Genomic DNA, 17,362 nt, shown 5'->3' with positions numbered 1-17,362 from the left:
GGCATCACAGTCGCTGGAACAACACCGCCACCGAGCCCACGAACGAACGTCGCGCGGAAGGCCGCTGTCCTGCAGCTCCTGGACGTGGACCTGCTTCACGGCCGTCGCGGAGTGGGCATCCAGTCCCTGCACGGGCGCGTCGAGCAGATCGGCGGCCGCCTCACCATCCGCACCACCCCGCAGGGCGCCACGGTCACCGCCGACCTACCACTGGCGCTGGGCGACACCGAAGGCGGTTCGGGGGCCGACGGGTCAGGAGCCACCGCCCTCTCCGAGCAGTCGTACCAGCTCGATCCGTGACCGGATGTCCAACCGGGAGAACACACCCCGCAGATGGTGGTCGATGGTGCGTGGACTCAGGGCCAGGCGGGCGGCGATCTCGCGGTTGGTGGCGCCGTCGGCGGCCATACGGGCGATGACCAGTTGCTGGGCCGTGAGGCGGCCGGCGGGATCGTGGGGCTGGACGGGGGTGGCGGGGGCGCCGAGGGCGCGGAGTTCGGCGCGGGCCTGGGCGGCGCAGTGCGGGGCGCCGAAGCATTCGAAGGCCTCCAGCGCGCTGTAGAGGCGGTCGCGGGCCTCCGTACGGCGGCGCAGTCGGCGCAGCGCGGCGCCGAACAGCAGCTCGGTGCGGGCGCGTTCGTAGTCCCGGGTGCCGTGGGCGTGCAGGTCGAGGGCCTCACGGTAGTGGTCGAACGCCTCGGCGCCGGGGGCGAGCAGGGCGCGGCAACGGGCGCTGAGGGCCAGGTCGTCGGGGCTGCGCACGGCGCGTGCCCAGCGGTCGTAGTCGGCGTGCGCGGCGCGGGCGACGCGGGTGTCGCCGGTGCGGACGGCGGCCTCGACGTAGTGCGGGGTCGCCAGGTGGCGGATGGCGCGGTGGCCGTGCCCCGGGCCGAACCCGGCGAGCGCGCGCAGCCGGGCGGTGGCGCCGGCGAAACGGCCGTCCGCGAGGTCGAGGAAGGCGAGCGCCCACTGGGCCAGCGCGGCGGGCAGACCGAGGCCCCGGCCGAGGGCGTACGACCGTGCCGCCGCCGCGCGTTCACGGCAGGTGTCCGCGTCGCCGGTGACCGCCGCGAACATGGCGAGGGCGGCCTGCAGATGGCAGGCGCCGTTGTCCTGACCGGTGGCATAGGCCTGTCTGAGGGCGTCCGTCGCGGTGGCCGCGCCGGCGTGCGGGCGGCCGGCCCAGAAGTCGGCGTACGCATGGAACTCCAGCGCCTGTACGGCGGTCGCGGTCACGCCCCGCGTGCGGGCGGACGCGGCCGCCCGCTGGGTGGCGGTGGCGGCACGGGTGTGGTCGCCGAGCATGAGCGCGGCGATGCCCGCGTGCACGAGCAGGGTCGGCTCGTCCCCCGGAGCACATCGCCCGGCCGCGGCCTCCAGCAGGTCCCGCGCCTGCTCGTACCGCCCCTCGAAGGCCGCCGCGAGCCCACCCAGCGTGCCGGGCGGTACGACGCCCATCCGGTCGGCGGCCCGGGCAGCGTCACGGCATCGCCGCAGGTCACCGGTGTAGATGGCGGCTTCGGTGGCACGGGCGAGCAGGAGGGTCGCGTCGGTGTCTGCGTACGACTCCGCAGAACCGTTCCCTCTCCGCACGTCGTCGTCTCTTCGCCGTACCGCCCGTTCCCTCCGGGGCACCGCCCCCAGCAGCGCGTCGAAGGCCTCCGTCGCGTTCTCCGCGCGCAGGGCGAACAGGCCCGTGAGCGCGTCGTCGGCAGATCCCCTCGCGGCCAGTCGGCGGGCGCGGTCGGCGTCGCCCGCCTGCCAGGCGTCGGTGGCGGCGCGGGTGAGCAGGCGGGACCGTGCGGGCAGGTCGGGGCAGAGGGTCGCGGCGTGTTCCGACAAGGCGCGGGCGAGGGTGAGCTGGCCGGTCGTCCTGGCCTGTCCCGCGGCCGCGACCAGCTCCGCCACGAGCCGCCCGCTGGGGCCGAGGGCCCCCGCGCCCCGATGCCAGGAGCGGCGCGGTGCCTCGCCCTGGCCGTTCAGGACGCGGGCCAGCAGCCGGTGGACCTCGCGCCGGTCCGACGGCGATCCCGACTCGTACGCGGCGATCCTCGTCCAGGCGTCACGGAAGACGACCCCGCCCGCCCCGGCGTGCGCGGTGCCGGCGGTCTCGGCGGCCTCCAGGGGGCGGGTGTCGAGGCGGGCGGCGGCGACCGCGCGCAGGAAGGCGTGGGTGGCGACCGGGTACTGGTCGGCGGCGGCGAGGAGCAGCAGGAGGCGGGTGTCGTCCGGGAGGGCGCGGATCTCGGCGCGCTGGGACCGCAGCAACTCCGGGGCCAGTTCGGCGGGTTGGGTCGGCAGCGGGTCGAGGCCGGCCGACTCGCGGTCGGTGAGGAGCCCCGCCAGCTCGGCGGCGGCGCGCGGATCGCCGTAGACGGCGTGCAGGACCCGTACGCGGACGCCCTCGGGGAGGTCGGACGCCGTGCGTCTCGGTGGCGAAGTGCGGTCGAGCGGTTGCGGGTTCACCGGAGTCACCACACAACTGATGTTACTGGCGGGTTAATTGAACCGTAAAGACCGGCGATTTCGCCGATGCGGCGCGCGTAGACCCGAGTTGACACTCCTGGCGAACCCACCCGTGTCAGGAGGCATCATGCAGCGCATCAAGCGTCGTATCGCCACGGCACTCTCGGCCGTGGCCGCATCGCTCCTTCTGTCCCTCTCCTTCGCCGCCGCGCCCGCTCACGCGGCGACCCACAACCCCGTCGTCTTCGTCCACGGCCTCAGCAGCGACGCGAGCAGCTGGGACGACTGGATCTCGGACTTCGAGGCGGACGGCTACACGTCCTCCGAGTTGTACGCGTGGTCGTACGACTGGTCGCAGTCGAACGCCACCACGGCCTCGCAACTGGCCGCCGAGATCAAGAGCGTGCTCGCGAAGACGGGCGCCTCGAAGGTGGACCTGGTCGTCCACTCCATGGGCGCGCTCTCCTCCCGCTACTACCTCAAGAACCTCGGCGGGACGTCGTACGTCGACGACTTCGTCTCGGTCGCCGGCGTCAACCACGGCACGTCCGTCGCCTCGTGGTGCGCGTGGCTGTACACGTCCTGCAAGGAGATGCAGATCGGCAGTTCGTATCTGACCGCCCTCAACTCCGGTGACGAGACGCCCGGCAGCGTGTCGTACGCGAGCTACTGGTCGGACTGCGACGAGGCCGTCGTACCGAACAGCTCGGCCCTGCTGACCGGCGCCACCAACGTCGACGCCGGCTGCATCTCGCACACCGACATGAACAACGACCACGGCGTCTACGAGCAGGTGCGGGACTTCATCGCCTGACCTGCTGCGGGGGTGCGCGGGGGCCTTACGGGGGAGAATCGCCGTAAGGCCCGTCCTGTGATGGAGGTCCCCATGCCGCTACGCTCCCCCGGCTCCGCCCAGGTGGCCCGGGATCCCGTGCACCATCCGCTGTTCGCCCGCTACTACGCCAGGATCAGCGTCTCCGCCGAGACCCGGATGGGGATGGGCACAGTCCGCGACCGTCTGCTGTCCGGACTGGCCGGGCGGGTGATCGAGATCGGTGCGGGCAACGGACTGAACTTCGCGCACTATCCGAGCACGGTCTCGGAGGTGGTCGCGATCGAACCGGAGCGTCTGCTGCGGCAGCTGGCCGTCGAGAACGCCCTGCGCGCCGAGGTCCCGGTGGATGTCGCACCGGGCGCGGCGGAGGCGCTGCCCGTCAAGAGCGAGGCCTTCGACGCGGCGGTGCTCTCGCTGGTGCTGTGCAGTGTGCGGGACGTGTCGCGGGCGCTCGCGGAGGTACGGCGGGTGCTGCGGCCCGGTGGTGTCGTGCGGTTCTTCGAGCACGGCCGGGGCGGCGGACCGGCGATGACCTTCACCCAGCGCGCCCTGGACCGCACCCTGTGGCCGCCGCTGAACGGCGGCTGCCACCTGGCCCGCGACCCGGTCGCCGCCCTGCGCGCCGCCGGCTTCGAACTCGGCCCCTACCGGCGGCTGTTGATGCCGGAGAGGGGGCCGAGGCTGCCCACCTCGTACTGCGTGCTGGGCACCGCATGGCGACCGCAGCCCACCGAGACGGCCGGCTGATTCACATCGTCCAGCCGCGCAGCTCCGCCGCGATGTCGTACACCGTGGCGTTGCCCTTCTTGACCATGCGCGCCAGGTCGCGGACCTGAACCGGCGAGGTGGTGACCCTGAGGCCGCTGGCGACGAGGTAGGCGTAGGCGACGGCCGAGGCGAACAGGGCGTTGGAGCGCTCCAACGCCGGGACGTGGATGAGGAGTTGGAGCAGGGCCGCCGCGCGTGCGTGCGGGTTGTCGTAGACCGGGACGTCGAATATCTCGGCCTCGTGCCGTGCGACGGCCGCGACGAGGGCGCCCCAGTCGATGACCTGGGGGTCACCGGGCGTCCTCTGTTCGGCGAGCATGAGCAGCCAGGCGAGATCGATGCTGAGGTTGTTCAAGGGATCAGCGGCGACCTTCGCGCGGGCTCTCGTTCTCGGTGCCGAACTCGTCCGCGAACACGGATTCGTACTGCTTCATGAAGTCGGCGGCGGCCTCGACGAAGGTCTGGCCGACCTCTCCGGTGTCCTGTCTCACGAGTTCCTCTATGTACCGGTTGACGCTCATGCCCCGGGCCAGGGCACGCTCCCGAGCGGCACGGGCCGTGCCCTCGTCCACTCTCACGTTCAGCTGGGTCTTCGCCATACTTCGAAGCTAGCGCCGAAGTGCTAGCGCCGCAAGGGGGCCTCCATGGGCGGCAGGTCCTCCCCCAGGTGGAGCATGCCCCTTACACCGATATCAGGGGCACGACCTGCGGTGGAGACCGCCTCGGCCCCACGGGGGATATCGGGTGTGCGCTCAGTCACACTAGCGTGGGCATCCACGAGTGGCCGGCCACGGAGGAGGCAGCGTTGTCCACATCTGCAGCGCGGGACGCGGCCCGCGCCCGCGGTCTGACCAAGGCGTACGGCTCGGGCGAGACGACCGTGCTCGCCCTCGACTCGGTGGACGTGGACATCGCGCGCGGCCGCTTCACCGCGGTGATGGGGCCGTCGGGCTCCGGGAAGTCCACGCTGATGCACTGCCTCGCCGGTCTCGACACGGTCTCGGCCGGTCAGGTGTGGCTGGGCGACACCGAGATCACGGGGCTGAAGGACCGCGAACTGACCCGGCTGCGGCGTGACCGGATCGGCTTCATGTTCCAGTCCTTCAACCTGATCCCGACACTGAACGCGGCCGAGAACATCACCCTGCCCATGGACATCGCGGGCAAGAAGCCCGACGAGAAGTGGCTGGACCAGATCATCGACACGCTGGGGCTGCGGGACCGGCTGAGGCATCGGCCGTCCCAGCTCTCCGGCGGCCAGCAGCAGCGCGTCGCCTGCGCGCGGGCGCTCGTCTCCCGGCCCGAGCTGATCTTCGCGGACGAGCCGACGGGCAACCTGGACTCACGGGCCGGCCTGGAGGTGCTCGCGTTTCTGCGCCAGGCGGTCGACGAGCTGGAGCAGACGGTCGTCATGGTCACCCACGACCCGGGGGCCGCGGCCCACTCCGACCTCGTGCTCTTCCTCGGGGACGGACGGATCGTCGACGAGATGGAGCATCCGACGGCCGAGGCGGTGCTGGAGCGCATGAAGCGTTTCGACGTGATCCGCACCCAGTTCGAGGCCGACGAGGAGGCGTGAACCGGTGCTGAAGGCGACCCTCCGCAGCTTTCTCGCCCACAAGGGGCGGTTGCTGCTCTCCGCCCTGGCGATCGTCCTGTCGGTGGCGTTCGTCGCGGGCAGCCTGATCTTCTCCGACACCGTCACCCACACCTTCGACCGCCTCTTCCACTCCACGTCCGCCGATGTGACCGTGGAGCCGAAACAGGACCTCAAGTCCCAGGTCCCGACGGGAGCGGTCGAGACCGTGCCGGCCTCGCTCGCCCAGCGGGTGGCCAAGGTCGACGGGGTCAAGTCGACCCATGCGGACGTCAGCGTCCAGAACATCACCGTGGTCGACAGCAGGAACAAGTCGGTCGGCCCGACCACGGGCGCGCCCACCATCGCCACCGACTGGTACCTCACCGCCCGCAGCCCCGTGAAGCTGACCTCGGGCCACGCCCCGCGGAGCGGCTCCGAGGGGCTGCTCGACGCCGACACCGCCGACAAGAAGCACCTGAGGATCGGCGACACGCTGACCGTGCTCGCCCAGCCCGGCACCTTCAAGGTCCGGATCGTCGGCATCGCCACCTTCACCACCACCAACCCCGGCGCGGCCCTGGTCTTCCTCGACCCGAGGACCGCGGCGACCCAGCTGCTCGGCTCGGCCGACAAGGCGACGTCCATCTCGGTCGACGCGGCGAAGGGGGTGAGCGACGCCCAGCTCAAGAGCCGGGTCGTCGCCGAGATCGGCACCGGCACCTATGACATCAAGACCGCCGACGAACAGGCCAAGTCGGCCGCCTCCGACCTCGGCGGGTTCCTCGACGTCATCAAGTACGTGATGCTCGGCTTCGCCGGGATCGCCGTCCTGGTCGGCATCTTCCTCATCGTCAACACCTTCTCCATGCTGATCGCCCAGCGGACAAGGGAGTTGGGCCTGCTCAGGGCCCTCGGCGCGGACCGACGGCAGGTACGGCGGTCCGTGCTCACCGAGGCGATCCTGCTGGGACTGGTCGGCTCGACCCTCGGTCTGGCCCTCGGCATCGGCCTCGCGGCCGGGCTGATCAGGCTCATGGGCACGTTCGGCATGAACCTCAAGACCGCCGAGATGGTGATCAACTGGGGAACTCCCGTGGCGGCCTACGTCGTCGGCGTCGGCGTCACCTTCGTGGCGGCCTACCTACCGGCCCGTCGTGCGGCGACCGTCTCGCCGATGGCCGCGCTCGCGGACGCCGAGATGGCGGACGTCGGGCGGCCGTTGAGGACCCGCGCGATCGTGGGCTCGGTGGTCGGCGTGCTCGGCGCGGCGGCGCTGGCCGGATGTGCCACGGCGACGAAGACCGCCTCGTCGGCCTCCCTGCTCGGCCTGGGCGTGGTCCTCACCCTGATCGCGATGGTCATCGCGGGCCCGCTCCTCGTCCGCCCGGTCATCCGGGTTCTCGGCGCGGCCTTCCCGGCCCTCTTCGGCTCGATCGGCCGCATGAGCCAGCGCAACGCCCTGCGCAACCCCCGCCGTACGGGCGCCACCGCCGCCGCCCTCATGGTCGGCCTGGCCCTGGTCGGCGGCATGTCGGTGGCCAGCGCCTCCATGTCGAAGTCCTTCGACCAGCAGATCGACAAGACCCTGGGCGCCGACTTCGTGATCCAGAACAGCAACTTCGTGCCCTTCTCGAAGGAGGTCACCGACAAGGTGCGCGGCACGGAGGGCGTCGGTCTCGTCGTACGGCAGCGGTTCACACCCGTGGCCGTGACCCTGCCGGACGGCAAGCGGGTCAAGACGACCGCGGCGGGATACGACGACGGAGTCGACGACGTCGCACACGTGACGTACTCCTCCGGGAACTCGGCGGCGGCCCTCGCCCCTGGCAGCCTCGGCATGGACGTCACCTTCGCGAAGGACCACCACGTGCGGGTCGGCAGCACGATCCCGGTCGAGTTCCCCGCCGGCCAGAAGACCCATCTGAAGGTCGCCGCCCTCACCGACCAGGCGGGCTCCGGCGGTTTCGGCATGCAGGGCGGCCTGTTCTTCGGCATCGCGACGGTCGAGAAGTACGTCCCCGGCGGCCAGGACTCTTCGCTGTACGTCAACGCGAGCTCCGGCACGAGCGCCGACCAGCTGCGCGCACACCTCAAGAAGACACTCGCCCCGTACCCGCAGGTGCAGGTCCGCGACGAGGCCGACTACAAGAAGCTGGTCCACGACCAGATCGCCGTACTGCTCTACCTCGTCTACGCACTGCTCGGGCTCGCGATCATCATCGCGGTGCTCGGTGTGGTCAACACCCTTGCCCTGTCGGTCGTCGAGCGCACCCGCGAGATCGGGCTGCTGCGCGCCATCGGACTCGCCCGGCGCCAGCTGCGCCGGATGATCCGGCTGGAGTCGGTGGTCATCGCGGTGTTCGGTGCGGTGCTCGGGCTCGCGCTCGGCCTGGTCTGGGGCGTGTGCACCCAACAGGTCCTGGCCCTGCAGGGAATGAAGGCGCTGGCGGTCCCGTGGGGCACGATCGTCGCGGTGGTGATCGGCTCGGCGGTGGTGGGCATCGTGGCGGCGCTGCTGCCCGCGTTGCGTGCATCCCGCATGAATGTGCTGGCGGCCATCGCGCACGAGTGATGGGATGGCGGCAGGTACTCAAGTCGCTTGATGGTGAGGAGAGTTCATGCCGCGCCCGTTCCGTTTCGGAGTCAACCTGGTGACCCCCGCACCCGCCGAGGAGTGGCGCGCCAAGTGCCGACGGGCCGAGGAGCTCGGCTACGACGTCATCCTGGTCCCCGACCACCTCGGCATGCCGGCGCCCTTCCCGGCCCTGGTCGCGGCGGCCGAGGCGACCGAACGGCCGACGTTGGGCACGTTCGTACTCAACGCGGGCTTCTGGAACCCCACGTTGCTCGCCCGCGAGGCGGCGACGACGGACGCCCTGACCGGCGGACGCCTCGAACTCGGGCTCGGCACCGGGTACGTGCGGGCGGAGCACGACACGGCGGGCCTGCCGTGGGGTTCGCCGGGTGAGCGCGTGGACCATCTGCGCCGCACGGTCGAGGAGTTGGAGCGGCTCCTGACCGATGAGGAGCGGCAGCCGCAACCCGTTCGGAAGCCACGGGTTCCGCTGCTGATCGGCGGCAACGGCGACCGGGTGCTGCGGCTGACCGCCGAGCACGCCGACATCGCCGCGTTCACGGGCGCGTACGTGGACCCGCACAGCAGCACCGGCCGGCTCGTCCCGGTCACGGCGGAGCAGCTCGGGGAACGGGTGGCGCGGTACCGGGAGTTCGAGGCGGACCGCGAGGAACCCGCCGAGCTGAACCTTCTCCTGCAGAGGGTGGCCGTCACCGAGGAACGCGAGGGCGCGCTCCGGCCCCTCCGCGGCTCGGTGCCGGAAATCAGTCTGGAACAGGCCCTTGAACTGCCCATTCTCCTGATCGGCACCCTGGAGCAGATCGTGGAACAGGTGCTGGCCCGGCGCGAGCGGTACGGCTTCTCCTACCTGACCGTCCTGGAGCCGTACATGGAGGCCTTCGCTCCGGTCGTGGCCCGGTTGCGGGGCCAGTGACAGTCCGGATGGTGGAATTCCGTGTCGGGGACGGCCGTGGCTGATGGGATCGCCCCATGACTGATCTGCGGATACGAGCCGCCGGCCCCGCCGACCTCGACACCGTCCTGGCCTTCTGGAAGACGGCCGCCGAAGGCACGAGCATCAGCGACGACCGCGACGGCGTGGAGCGGCTCGTCACCCGGGACCCCGAGGCTCTGATCCTCGCCGAGCGGGGCGGCGAGCTCGTCGGCACGGTGATCGCGGGCTTCGACGGCTGGCGCTGCCATCTGTACCGGCTCGCCGTCCACCCGCAGCGGCGCCGTCAGGGCATCGGCTCGGCGCTGCTGGCGGCGGCCGAGGAACGGTTCGTACAGCTGGGCGGGCGGCGCGGGGACGCGATGGTGCTGGTGCGCAACGAGACCGGGCAGCACGCGTGGCGCGCGGCGGGCTACACGCCCGAGGAGCACTGGCGACGCTGGGTGAAGCCGCTCACCGACTGAGCAACCGGACCACTTTGCCCATCCTTTACCATGGGAGGATCATCGGTCCTCCCATGGCGGACCACCCGGTCCCGCATGAAAGGTGTGAGCGTCCGCCCATGGGCGAGCCTCCCAGTAGTACAAGCCGTAGCCGACATCGCGCGTTCCTCCCTGCCCTGTCCGACGATGGGACGGAGGTGACCCGATGACCGAAGTGCTCCTCCTGCTGGTGGCGATCCTGCTCTCGCTCGCCTGTGGTGCCTTCGTCGCGGCCGAGTTCTCGCTGACCACCGTCGAGCGGGGCGAGCTGGAGCGGGCCGCGGAGCGCGGTGAGCGGGGTGCCGCGGGCGCCTTGAAGGCCGTACGGAATCTGACGTTCCAGCTCTCCGGCGCCCAGCTCGGCATCACGGTCACCAACCTGGTCGTCGGCATGCTCGCCGAGCCGTCGATCGCCAAGCTGATCGCGGGCCCCATCGAGGCGCTCGGTCTGTCCCGGTCGACGGCGTCCTCGCTCGCCCTGGTGCTCGGTACGGCCCTGTCGACCGTCTTCCTGATGGTCGTCGGCGAGTTGGTGCCCAAGAACTGGGCGATCTCCTCGCCACTGGCCATGGCCAAGCGGGTGGGCAACGCCCAGCGCTGGTTCAGCTCGGCCTTCCGCCCCTTCATCACCCACCTCAACAACACCGCCAACCACGCGGTGCGCCGCATGGGCCTGGAGCCGGCCGAGGAGCTGGCCTCGGCGCGCAGCCCCAAGGAACTGGCGGCGTTGGCCCGGCACTCGGCCAAGGAGGGGGCGCTGGAGGCGGACACCGCCGAGTTGTTCGTGCGGACCCTGAACCTCGCCGACCTGACCGCGGAGAACGTGATGACCCCGCGCGTCCAGGTCATCGCCCTGGAGGCCCAGGCGACCTGCGAGGACGTGGCCAACGCGACGCGTGCCACCGGGCTGTCCCGCTTCCCGGTCTACCGCGGCGGCCTCGACTCGGTCGTGGGCACCGCCCACATCAAGGACGTGCTGGCGATACCCGCAGAGCGGCGCACGCGCGTGCCCGTCTCCGAGGTGATGCGCGACCCGCTCCTGGTCCCGGAGACGCTCACCGTCGACCGGCTCCTGGACCGGCTGTCCGGCAGGCGCACCATGGCCGTCGTCATCGACGAGTACGGCGGCACCGCGGGCGTGGCCACCGTGGAGGACATCGTCGAGGAGGTCGTCGGCGAGGTGCGGGACGAGCACGACCCGCACGAGACTCCCGACCTGGCCGCGGCAGGCAGCGACGACGAGGGCCGCGCCCTGTACTCGGCCGACGGCTCGGCCCGCGTCGACCAGCTCGCGCGCGTGGGTCTGCGGGCGCCCGAGGGGCCGTACGAGACGCTGGCCGGTCTGGTCGCGACCGAACTCGGCCGGATTCCGGCCGTCGGCGACACCGTGGACGTCGTCGGATGGCGGCTGGACGTGGTGGACGCCTCCGGGCGCCGGGCCGCGCGGGTGCTGATGCACGCGCCGTTCGCGGACGCGACGACGGACGAGGAGGGAGCGAAGTGACGGCCGTACAGCTGCTGATCGGTTTCGCGACCCTGGTCGTCAACGCCTTCTTCGTCGGCGCCGAGTTCGCCCTGATCTCCGTGCGGCGCTCGCAGATCGAGCCGTACGCCGAGGAGGGCGACCGGCGGGCCAAGAGCGTGCTGTGGGGCCTGGAGCACGTGTCCGCGCTGCTCGCGGCCGCCCAGCTCGGCATCACGCTGTGCACGCTGGTCCTGGGTGTCGTCGCCGAGCCCGCGATCGCGCATCTGCTGGAGCCGGTGTTCCACGCCGTGGGCGTACCGGAGAGCGCGGGCCGCGTGGTGTCGTTCGTGATCGCGCTGTCCCTGGCGACGTATCTGCACATGCTGCTCGGCGAGATGGTGCCGAAGAACATCGCGCTCGCCGAGCCGGTGCGCAGTGCCTTGCTGCTGGGCCCGCCGCTGGTCGCCCTCGCCCGGGCGCTCCGCCCGGTGATCTTCACGATCAACGCCTTCGCCAACGCCCTGCTGAAGCTGCTGCGTGTGGAGACCAGGGACGAGGTGGCGGCGACCTTCTCGGACGCCGAGCTCGCCCGGATCGTGCGGGACTCCGGCGCCGCGGGCCTGATCGACGACCGGGCGCAGGAGCGGCTGCGGGACGCGCTGGAGCTGGGCCGCCGGCCCGTGCGCGATGTCGTCCTTCCCCTGGAACGTGTCGTCCACGCGCGCGTGGGCGTCACGCCGGAGGAGCTGGAGGGCCTGTCGGCCGAGTCCGGCTTCTCCCGCTTCCCCGTGGTGGAGGAGAACCGCCGGATCGTCGGCTACCTGCATGTTAAGGACGCGCTGGACGCCTCGCCACGAAATGTGCCGTTCCGGGTGCGGGACATGCGCCCCATCGCGCGCGTGCGGGCGAGCACCCCACTGGACGACGTCCTCACCGCGATGCGCGGCAGCCGCACCCACCTCGCCGCCGTGCTCGGCGACGACGGGCGGCTGGAGGGGCTGGTGACCATGGAGGACGTGCTGAGGGAGCTGTTCGGGCAGCGGGCGTGACCCGGCGTCCCGGGAGGGGAGGCCGACCGACCGACGGGTATGGAGCCGGGTTACGATTTCCGTCGCCATGCAGACGAATCCCAATCACACCAGCCTGGTCGCGGTCGGCGACTCCTTCACCGAGGGCATGTCGGACCTGCTGCCCGACGGCTCCTACCGCGGTTGGGCCGACCTCCTCGCCGGCCGGATGGCCGCCGTCACCCCCGGGTTCCGGTACGCCAACCTCGCGGTGCGCGGCAAGCTGATCGGTCAGATCGTCGACGAGCAGGTGGACGTGGCCGCGGCCATGGAGCCCGACGTCATCACCCTCGTGGGCGGCCTCAACGACACCCTGCGCCCCAAGTGCGACATGGTCAGGGTCCGGGACCTGCTGACCGAGGCCGTGGAGCGCCTGGCCCCGTCCTGCAAGCAGCTGGTGCTGATGCGCAGCCCGGGCCGCCAGGGTCCGGTCCTGGAGCGGTTCCGCCCGCGCATGGAGGAACTGTTCGCCACGGTCGACGACCTCGCGGCACGGCACGGCGCGGTGGTCGTCGACCTGTACGGCGCCCCGTCCCTCTCCGACCCGCGCCTGTGGGACGTGGACCGGCTGCACCTCACGGCCGAGGGCCACCGCAGGGTCGCGGAGGCGGTCTGGCAGACGCTCGGCTACGACCCCGAGGACACGGAGTGGCGTACGCCGGTGCCGGCCACCCCGCCGCCCGGCTGGGCCGCCCGTCGGGTCGCGGACGCCCGCTTCGCCCGGCAGCACCTCCTCCCGTGGATCGGCCGCCGCCTGACCGGCCGCTCGTCGGGCGACGGACTGCCGCCGAAGCGCCCCGAACTCCTGCCGTACGTCGGACAGGCCGAAGACAGCCCCTCCGGCGTTTGAGAAGCGGGGGTCCGGTCGCCGAAGGGGGCAGCGCCCCTGGAGGACGGGACGGGTAAGGGCGGCGGGGCGAAACCCTCCCGGCCGAACCCCGGCGTGACGCAGGTCTCGTAGGTTCCGCCGAAGATACCTGTGGCGCTGGCCTGCACGAATCGCCAGTAGAATCTGGTTACGTGACTTCTGCGCCCGCCAAGCCCCGCATCCCGAACGTCCTCGCCGGACGCTACGCCTCCGCCGAGCTCGCCACGCTCTGGTCGCCCGAGCAGAAGGTGAAGCTGGAGCGCCGGCTCTGGCTCGCCGTGCTGCGGGCCCAGAAGGACCTCGGGATCGAGGTGCCGGACGCGGCGATCGCCGACTACGAGCGTGTCCTCGACACCGTCGACCTGGCCTCCATCGCCGAGCGCGAGAAGGTCACGCGCCACGACGTGAAAGCGCGGATCGAGGAGTTCAACGACCTCGCCGGCCATGAGCACGTGCACAAGGGCATGACCTCGCGCGACCTCACCGAGAACGTCGAACAGCTGCAGATCCGGCTCTCCCTGGAGCTGATGCGCGACCGCACGGTGGCGGTCCTGGCACGGCTGGGCAAGCTGGCGGGCGAGTACGGCGAGCTGGTCATGGCCGGCCGCTCGCACAACGTCGCCGCGCAGGCCACGACGCTGGGCAAGCGTTTCGCGACCGCGGCCGACGAACTGCTCGTGGCGTACGGCCGGGTCGAGGAGCTCCTCACCCGCTACCCGCTGCGGGGCATCAAGGGTCCGGTGGGCACGGCGCAGGACATGCTGGACCTGCTGGGCGGTGACGCGGCGAAGCTCGCCGACCTGGAGAACCGGATCGCCCGGCACCTCGGTTTCGCGCAGGCCTTCACCTCGGTCGGCCAGGTGTACCCGCGCTCGCTGGACTACGAGGTCGTCACCGCCCTCGTCCAACTGGCCGCCGCCCCCTCCTCCGTGGCCAAGACGATCCGTCTGATGGCCGGGCACGAGCTGGTGACCGAGGGCTTCAAGCCGGGCCAGGTCGGCTCCTCCGCGATGCCGCACAAGATGAACACGCGGTCCTGCGAGCGCGTCAACGGCCTGATGGTCATCCTGCGCGGCTACGCCTCGATGACCGGCGAGCTGGCCGGCGATCAGTGGAACGAGGGCGACGTGTCCTGCTCGGTGGTGCGCCGGGTCGCGCTGCCGGACGCGTTCTTCGCGCTGGACGGTCTGCTGGAGACCTTCCTGACGGTGCTGGACGAGTTCGGCGCGTTCCCGGCCGTCGTGGCCCGCGAACTCGACCGCTACCTGCCCTTCCTCGCCACGACCAAGGTGCTGATGGGCGCGGTGCGCGCCGGTGTCGGCCGTGAGGTGGCGCACGAGGCCATCAAGGAGAACGCCGTCGCCTCGGCGCTGGCGATGCGCGAGCAGGGCGCCGAGCGCAACGAGCTCCTGGACAAGCTGGCCGCCGACGAGCGCATCCCGCTCGACCGGGCCCGGCTGGACGCCCTCATGGCCGACAAGCTCTCCTTCACCGGCGCCGCGTCCGACCAGGTCGCCCTGGTCGTCGGCCGCATCGAGGAGATCGTCAAGCAGCACCCGGAGGCCGCGGGTTACACGCCGGGGGCGATCCTCTGACCCGCTTCACCCAGGCGGAACTCGAGGCCGCCCGCGACCGCCTCGTCCCCGACGTGGTCGCGGACAGCCTTTCCGTTCTGTTCTGCGGCATCAATCCCGGCCTGATGACGGCTGCGACGGGCCATCACTTCGCCCGCCCCGGCAACCGCTTCTGGCCGGTGCTCCACCTGTCCGGATTCACGCCACGCCTCATGCAGCCGTCGGAGCAGGAGGACTTGCTGTCGTACGGGCTCGGCATCACGAACGTCGTGGCACGGGCGACGGCTCGGGCCGACGAGCTGAGCGCGGAGGAGTACCGGGAGGGCGGGCGGCGGTTGGCGCTGAAGGTGACGCGACGGAAGCCTCGGTGGCTGGCCGTGGTGGGGGTCACCGCTTATCGGGCGGCCTTCGACGACCGCAAGGCCCAGGTGGGGCCGCAGGAGCGGGTGATCGGGGAGACGCGCGTGTGGGTGCTGCCGAATCCGAGCGGACTGAACGCGCATTGGACGGCGCAGACGATGGCGGAGGAGTTCGGGCGGTTGAGGGTGACGGCGGAGGGGGTCTAGCCCGTCAGGGCGGGTCCGTCTCGGTGACGACGGCGACGAGTTGGACCTCGTCCGTCTCGTCCCGGTCGGCGACGGCCACGGCGACCCAGCGGCCCGTCCCGACGACCTCCCAGAGGTAGGCCAGGTCGGCGCGGGCGCTGAGGGAAGCCCACGGCTCGGGTATCTCCTCCCGTTCCGTGCGCAGCAGGACCGTCTGCAGGTCCAGGGGTCCGTCTCTCCCCAGCGCGGTGCCAAGGACTCGAAGATGGCGTCCCGCACGTTCCTGTACTGGTCCACCGCCACCGCTCGCTCCGCGCTGTCGCCGCCTCGAAGGCCGTGGCTGCTCTCTAACACCGCGAGGTGGTGACCGTGCTCCGCCGGAAAGGGGCGGAGGCACAGCTCGTCGATGAGGGCGATGTGCTGTGCGATGTCCATGTGGTCCAGTAAAGCGGCTGCCACTGACAATGGGTGAGGTGTCACGCGTCCCGCCGCCGCACGCTCCACGCCCCCGCCACCAGCGCGACCCCCGCCCACAGCGCCGTCACCGCGAGCCCCGTCCACGGTCCCAACGCCCCCTCCCACGTCTCGTGGAACACCACCTGGCCCGCCCGGTCCGGCAGGACGTCCGCGGCGGTGTTCGACATGTCGCCGATGACGAAGGAGACGATGAGCAGGAAGGGGATGAGGATGCCGAGCGTGGCGACTCCGCTGCGCAGCACGGCGGTCAGTCCGGCGGCCAGCAGGGCCATCAGCGTCAGATAGATCCCGCAGCCGACGACCCCCCGCAGCTGCTCGCCCCAGGTCAGCCCGTCCGCCTTCGCACCCAGAACCGCCTTTCCCACCGCCAGGCTCACACCTCCCGTCACCAGCCCCACGACCAGCACAGGTGCCGCGACGGCAACCGCCTTGGCCGCGAACCATCGCCCCCTCCACGGCACCGCGGCCAGCGTCGCGCGCAGGGCGCCGCCCCGGAACTCGGCCGACACGGCCGTCGTACCGAAGGCGATCGCCGCGATCTGCCCGAAGCTCACGCCGAAGAAGGCGGAGAACAGCGGATCGAAGTCGGCGCCGTCGCTGTCGGCGCCGGCCAGCGCGGAGAACAGGGTGGTCGCGAGCAGCACGGCGACCAGGCCCCCGACAAGCGACCGCAGGGTACGGACCTTGAGCCACTCCGAGCGCAGTACGGGCGTGAATTCCATGGTCAGACCTCCTGATGCGGTGCGGTGAACTCGGCTTCCGAGCCGGTGAGATCGAGGTAGGCCTGCTCCAACGTGCCCTCCTCCAAGGCGAGTTCGAGGATCGGGATACCGGCGGCGGAGAGGAGGCGTCCGAGGTCGTCCACGCGCGCGTGGTCCACCGTCCAGTGCCCCTCGTCGTGCTGCACGGGGTCGTGACCGTGCCGCGCGAGCAGCTCCTTGAGCGCCGTCGCGTCGGTCGTCCGTACGCGCACGCGTGGCCGCACCCGCGTGTCGATGAACTCCCGCATCGGGGTGTCGGCCAGCAGCCGTCCGCGGCCGAGGACGACGAGGTGGTCGGCGAAGGAGGCGGTCTCGTTCATGAGGTGGCTGGAGACCAGCACCGTGCGCCCCTCGCCTGCGAGTCGGCGCAGCAACGCGCGGATCCAGATGATGCCTTCGGGGTCGAGGCCGTTGGAGGGCTCGTCGAGCATGACCACCTCGGGGTCGCCGAGCAGGGCGGCGGCGATGCCCAGTCGTTGGCGCATACCGAGGGAGTACGTCTTCACCCGGCGCCGGGCGGCCGCGGCGATCCCGGTCTCCTCCAGGACCTCGTCCACCCGGCGTTCGGGGATGCGGTTGCTCAGCGCGAGCGCGCGCAGGTGGTCGCGTCCGGTGCGGGAGCCGTGCGCGGTATGGGTGTCGAGCAGGGCGCCGACGTGGCGCAGGGGTTCGCGGAGGCCGGCGTACGAGCGGCCGCCGATGGTGGCAGAGCCGGAGGTGGGTCGGTCGAGGCCGAGCACGAGCCGCATGGTGGTGGACTTTCCGGCGCCGTTGGGGCCGAGGAAGCCGGTGACGCGGCCGGGGCGGACGCTGAAGCCGAGGTGGTCCACGGCTCGCCGACCGCCGTACTCCTTGGTGAGGTTGTGGACGTCGATGCTGGTCATGGCAGCAGCGTGACCGGTGCCGGCGGGCGGGGGCCTCCCCCGCGGGTGGAGATCGGCTCCCCCG

General features: G+C 71.5%; 17 protein-coding genes and 1 pseudogene. 12 read left to right on the top strand and 6 right to left on the bottom strand.

Annotated features, from left to right (window positions below):
• The first annotated feature begins 84 nt into the window (after positions 1-84).
• On the top strand, positions 85-300 hold the full coding sequence (locus ACWC09_RS04890) for a hypothetical protein (protein WP_450848538.1): 216 nt from the start codon (positions 85-87) through the stop codon (positions 298-300).
• Here the strand turns inward: ACWC09_RS04890 and ACWC09_RS04885 are convergent.
• A complete protein-coding gene (locus ACWC09_RS04885) occupies positions 253-2,478 on the bottom strand; it encodes a LuxR C-terminal-related transcriptional regulator (protein WP_450848536.1) in 2,226 nt (741 codons plus the stop codon). The genes ACWC09_RS04890 and ACWC09_RS04885 overlap by 48 nt on opposite strands.
• A 115-nt stretch (positions 2,479-2,593) precedes the next feature.
• On the opposite strand from ACWC09_RS04885, the gene ACWC09_RS04880 reads away from it, so the two are divergent.
• Positions 2,594-3,280 carry an esterase/lipase family protein gene (locus ACWC09_RS04880; RefSeq protein WP_450848535.1) on the top strand — a complete coding sequence of 229 codons (687 nt, stop codon included), beginning with the start codon at positions 2,594-2,596 and terminating at the stop codon, positions 3,278-3,280.
• A 72-nt stretch (positions 3,281-3,352) separates the two neighbouring features.
• On the top strand, positions 3,353-4,048 hold the full coding sequence (locus ACWC09_RS04875) for a class I SAM-dependent methyltransferase (RefSeq protein ID WP_450848533.1): 696 nt from the start codon (positions 3,353-3,355) through the stop codon (positions 4,046-4,048).
• A gap of 1 nt (position 4,049) precedes the next feature.
• On the opposite strand, the gene ACWC09_RS04870 is transcribed toward ACWC09_RS04875, so the two are convergent.
• Entirely contained in the window at positions 4,050-4,424 is a 375-nt protein-coding gene (locus ACWC09_RS04870) for a fic family toxin-antitoxin system, toxin component (protein WP_450848531.1), read from the bottom strand.
• A gap of 4 nt (positions 4,425-4,428) precedes the next feature.
• Positions 4,429-4,668 carry a toxin-antitoxin system HicB family antitoxin gene (locus ACWC09_RS04865; RefSeq protein ID WP_450848530.1) on the bottom strand — a complete coding sequence of 80 codons (240 nt, stop codon included), beginning with the start codon at positions 4,666-4,668 and terminating at the stop codon, positions 4,429-4,431.
• Between the two features lie 206 nt (positions 4,669-4,874).
• Between ACWC09_RS04865 and ACWC09_RS04860 the strand changes: the two genes are divergently transcribed.
• The 9 genes from ACWC09_RS04860 (at position 4,875) to mug (ending at position 15,197) form a co-directional block, all read left to right on the top strand.
• The gene (locus tag ACWC09_RS04860) at positions 4,875-5,648 is read left to right on the top strand and encodes an ABC transporter ATP-binding protein (protein ID WP_450848528.1); all 774 of its coding nucleotides are present in this window, start codon (positions 4,875-4,877) and stop codon (positions 5,646-5,648) included.
• A 4-nt stretch (positions 5,649-5,652) separates the two neighbouring features.
• The gene (locus ACWC09_RS04855) at positions 5,653-8,220 is read left to right on the top strand and encodes an ABC transporter permease (protein ID WP_450848526.1); all 2,568 of its coding nucleotides are present in this window, start codon (positions 5,653-5,655) and stop codon (positions 8,218-8,220) included.
• Positions 8,221-8,266: 46 nt separating this feature from the next.
• The gene (locus ACWC09_RS04850; protein WP_450848524.1) at positions 8,267-9,157 is read left to right on the top strand and encodes an LLM class F420-dependent oxidoreductase; all 891 of its coding nucleotides are present in this window, start codon (positions 8,267-8,269) and stop codon (positions 9,155-9,157) included.
• A gap of 56 nt (positions 9,158-9,213) precedes the next feature.
• Positions 9,214-9,639: a GNAT family N-acetyltransferase gene (locus ACWC09_RS04845; protein WP_450848523.1), complete on the top strand. Its 426-nt coding sequence runs from the start codon at positions 9,214-9,216 to the stop codon at positions 9,637-9,639.
• Between the two features lie 184 nt (positions 9,640-9,823).
• On the top strand, positions 9,824-11,161 hold the full coding sequence (locus ACWC09_RS04840) for a hemolysin family protein (protein ID WP_450848521.1): 1,338 nt from the start codon (positions 9,824-9,826) through the stop codon (positions 11,159-11,161).
• Positions 11,158-12,171 (top strand): hemolysin family protein, encoded by a 1,014-nt coding sequence (locus ACWC09_RS04835; RefSeq protein ID WP_450848519.1) that lies wholly within the window; start codon positions 11,158-11,160, stop codon positions 12,169-12,171. The genes ACWC09_RS04840 and ACWC09_RS04835 overlap by 4 nt, the downstream gene beginning before the upstream one ends.
• A gap of 67 nt (positions 12,172-12,238) precedes the next feature.
• Entirely contained in the window at positions 12,239-13,039 is an 801-nt protein-coding gene (locus ACWC09_RS04830) for an SGNH/GDSL hydrolase family protein (RefSeq protein WP_450848518.1), read from the top strand.
• 170 nt (positions 13,040-13,209) lie between these two features.
• Positions 13,210-14,652, top strand: coding sequence for an adenylosuccinate lyase (gene purB / locus ACWC09_RS04825; RefSeq protein ID WP_450848517.1), 1,443 nt, complete (start codon positions 13,210-13,212; stop codon positions 14,650-14,652).
• The gene (gene mug, locus ACWC09_RS04820) at positions 14,649-15,197 is read left to right on the top strand and encodes a G/U mismatch-specific DNA glycosylase (protein ID WP_450848726.1); all 549 of its coding nucleotides are present in this window, start codon (positions 14,649-14,651) and stop codon (positions 15,195-15,197) included. The genes purB and mug overlap by 4 nt, the downstream gene beginning before the upstream one ends.
• Before the next feature lie 4 nt (positions 15,198-15,201).
• Here mug and ACWC09_RS04815 read toward each other — a convergent pair.
• The 3 genes and pseudogenes from ACWC09_RS04815 to ACWC09_RS04805 all read right to left on the bottom strand — a co-directional run bounded on the left by ACWC09_RS04815 (position 15,202) and on the right by ACWC09_RS04805 (position 17,298).
• Positions 15,202-15,611: pseudogene (locus ACWC09_RS04815) on the bottom strand (hypothetical protein).
• Between the two features lie 41 nt (positions 15,612-15,652).
• Positions 15,653-16,375 (bottom strand): ABC transporter permease, encoded by a 723-nt coding sequence (locus ACWC09_RS04810; protein ID WP_450848515.1) that lies wholly within the window; start codon positions 16,373-16,375, stop codon positions 15,653-15,655.
• A 2-nt stretch (positions 16,376-16,377) separates the two neighbouring features.
• Positions 16,378-17,298: an ATP-binding cassette domain-containing protein gene (locus tag ACWC09_RS04805; protein ID WP_450848513.1), complete on the bottom strand. Its 921-nt coding sequence runs from the start codon at positions 17,296-17,298 to the stop codon at positions 16,378-16,380.
• Between the last annotated feature and the right edge of the window lie 64 nt (positions 17,299-17,362).

This window comes from Streptomyces sp. NPDC001617 (assembly GCF_053596855.1).
The sequence above is the reverse complement of the archived record's forward strand: the minus strand, read 5'-3'. Positions and strand labels throughout refer to the sequence as shown.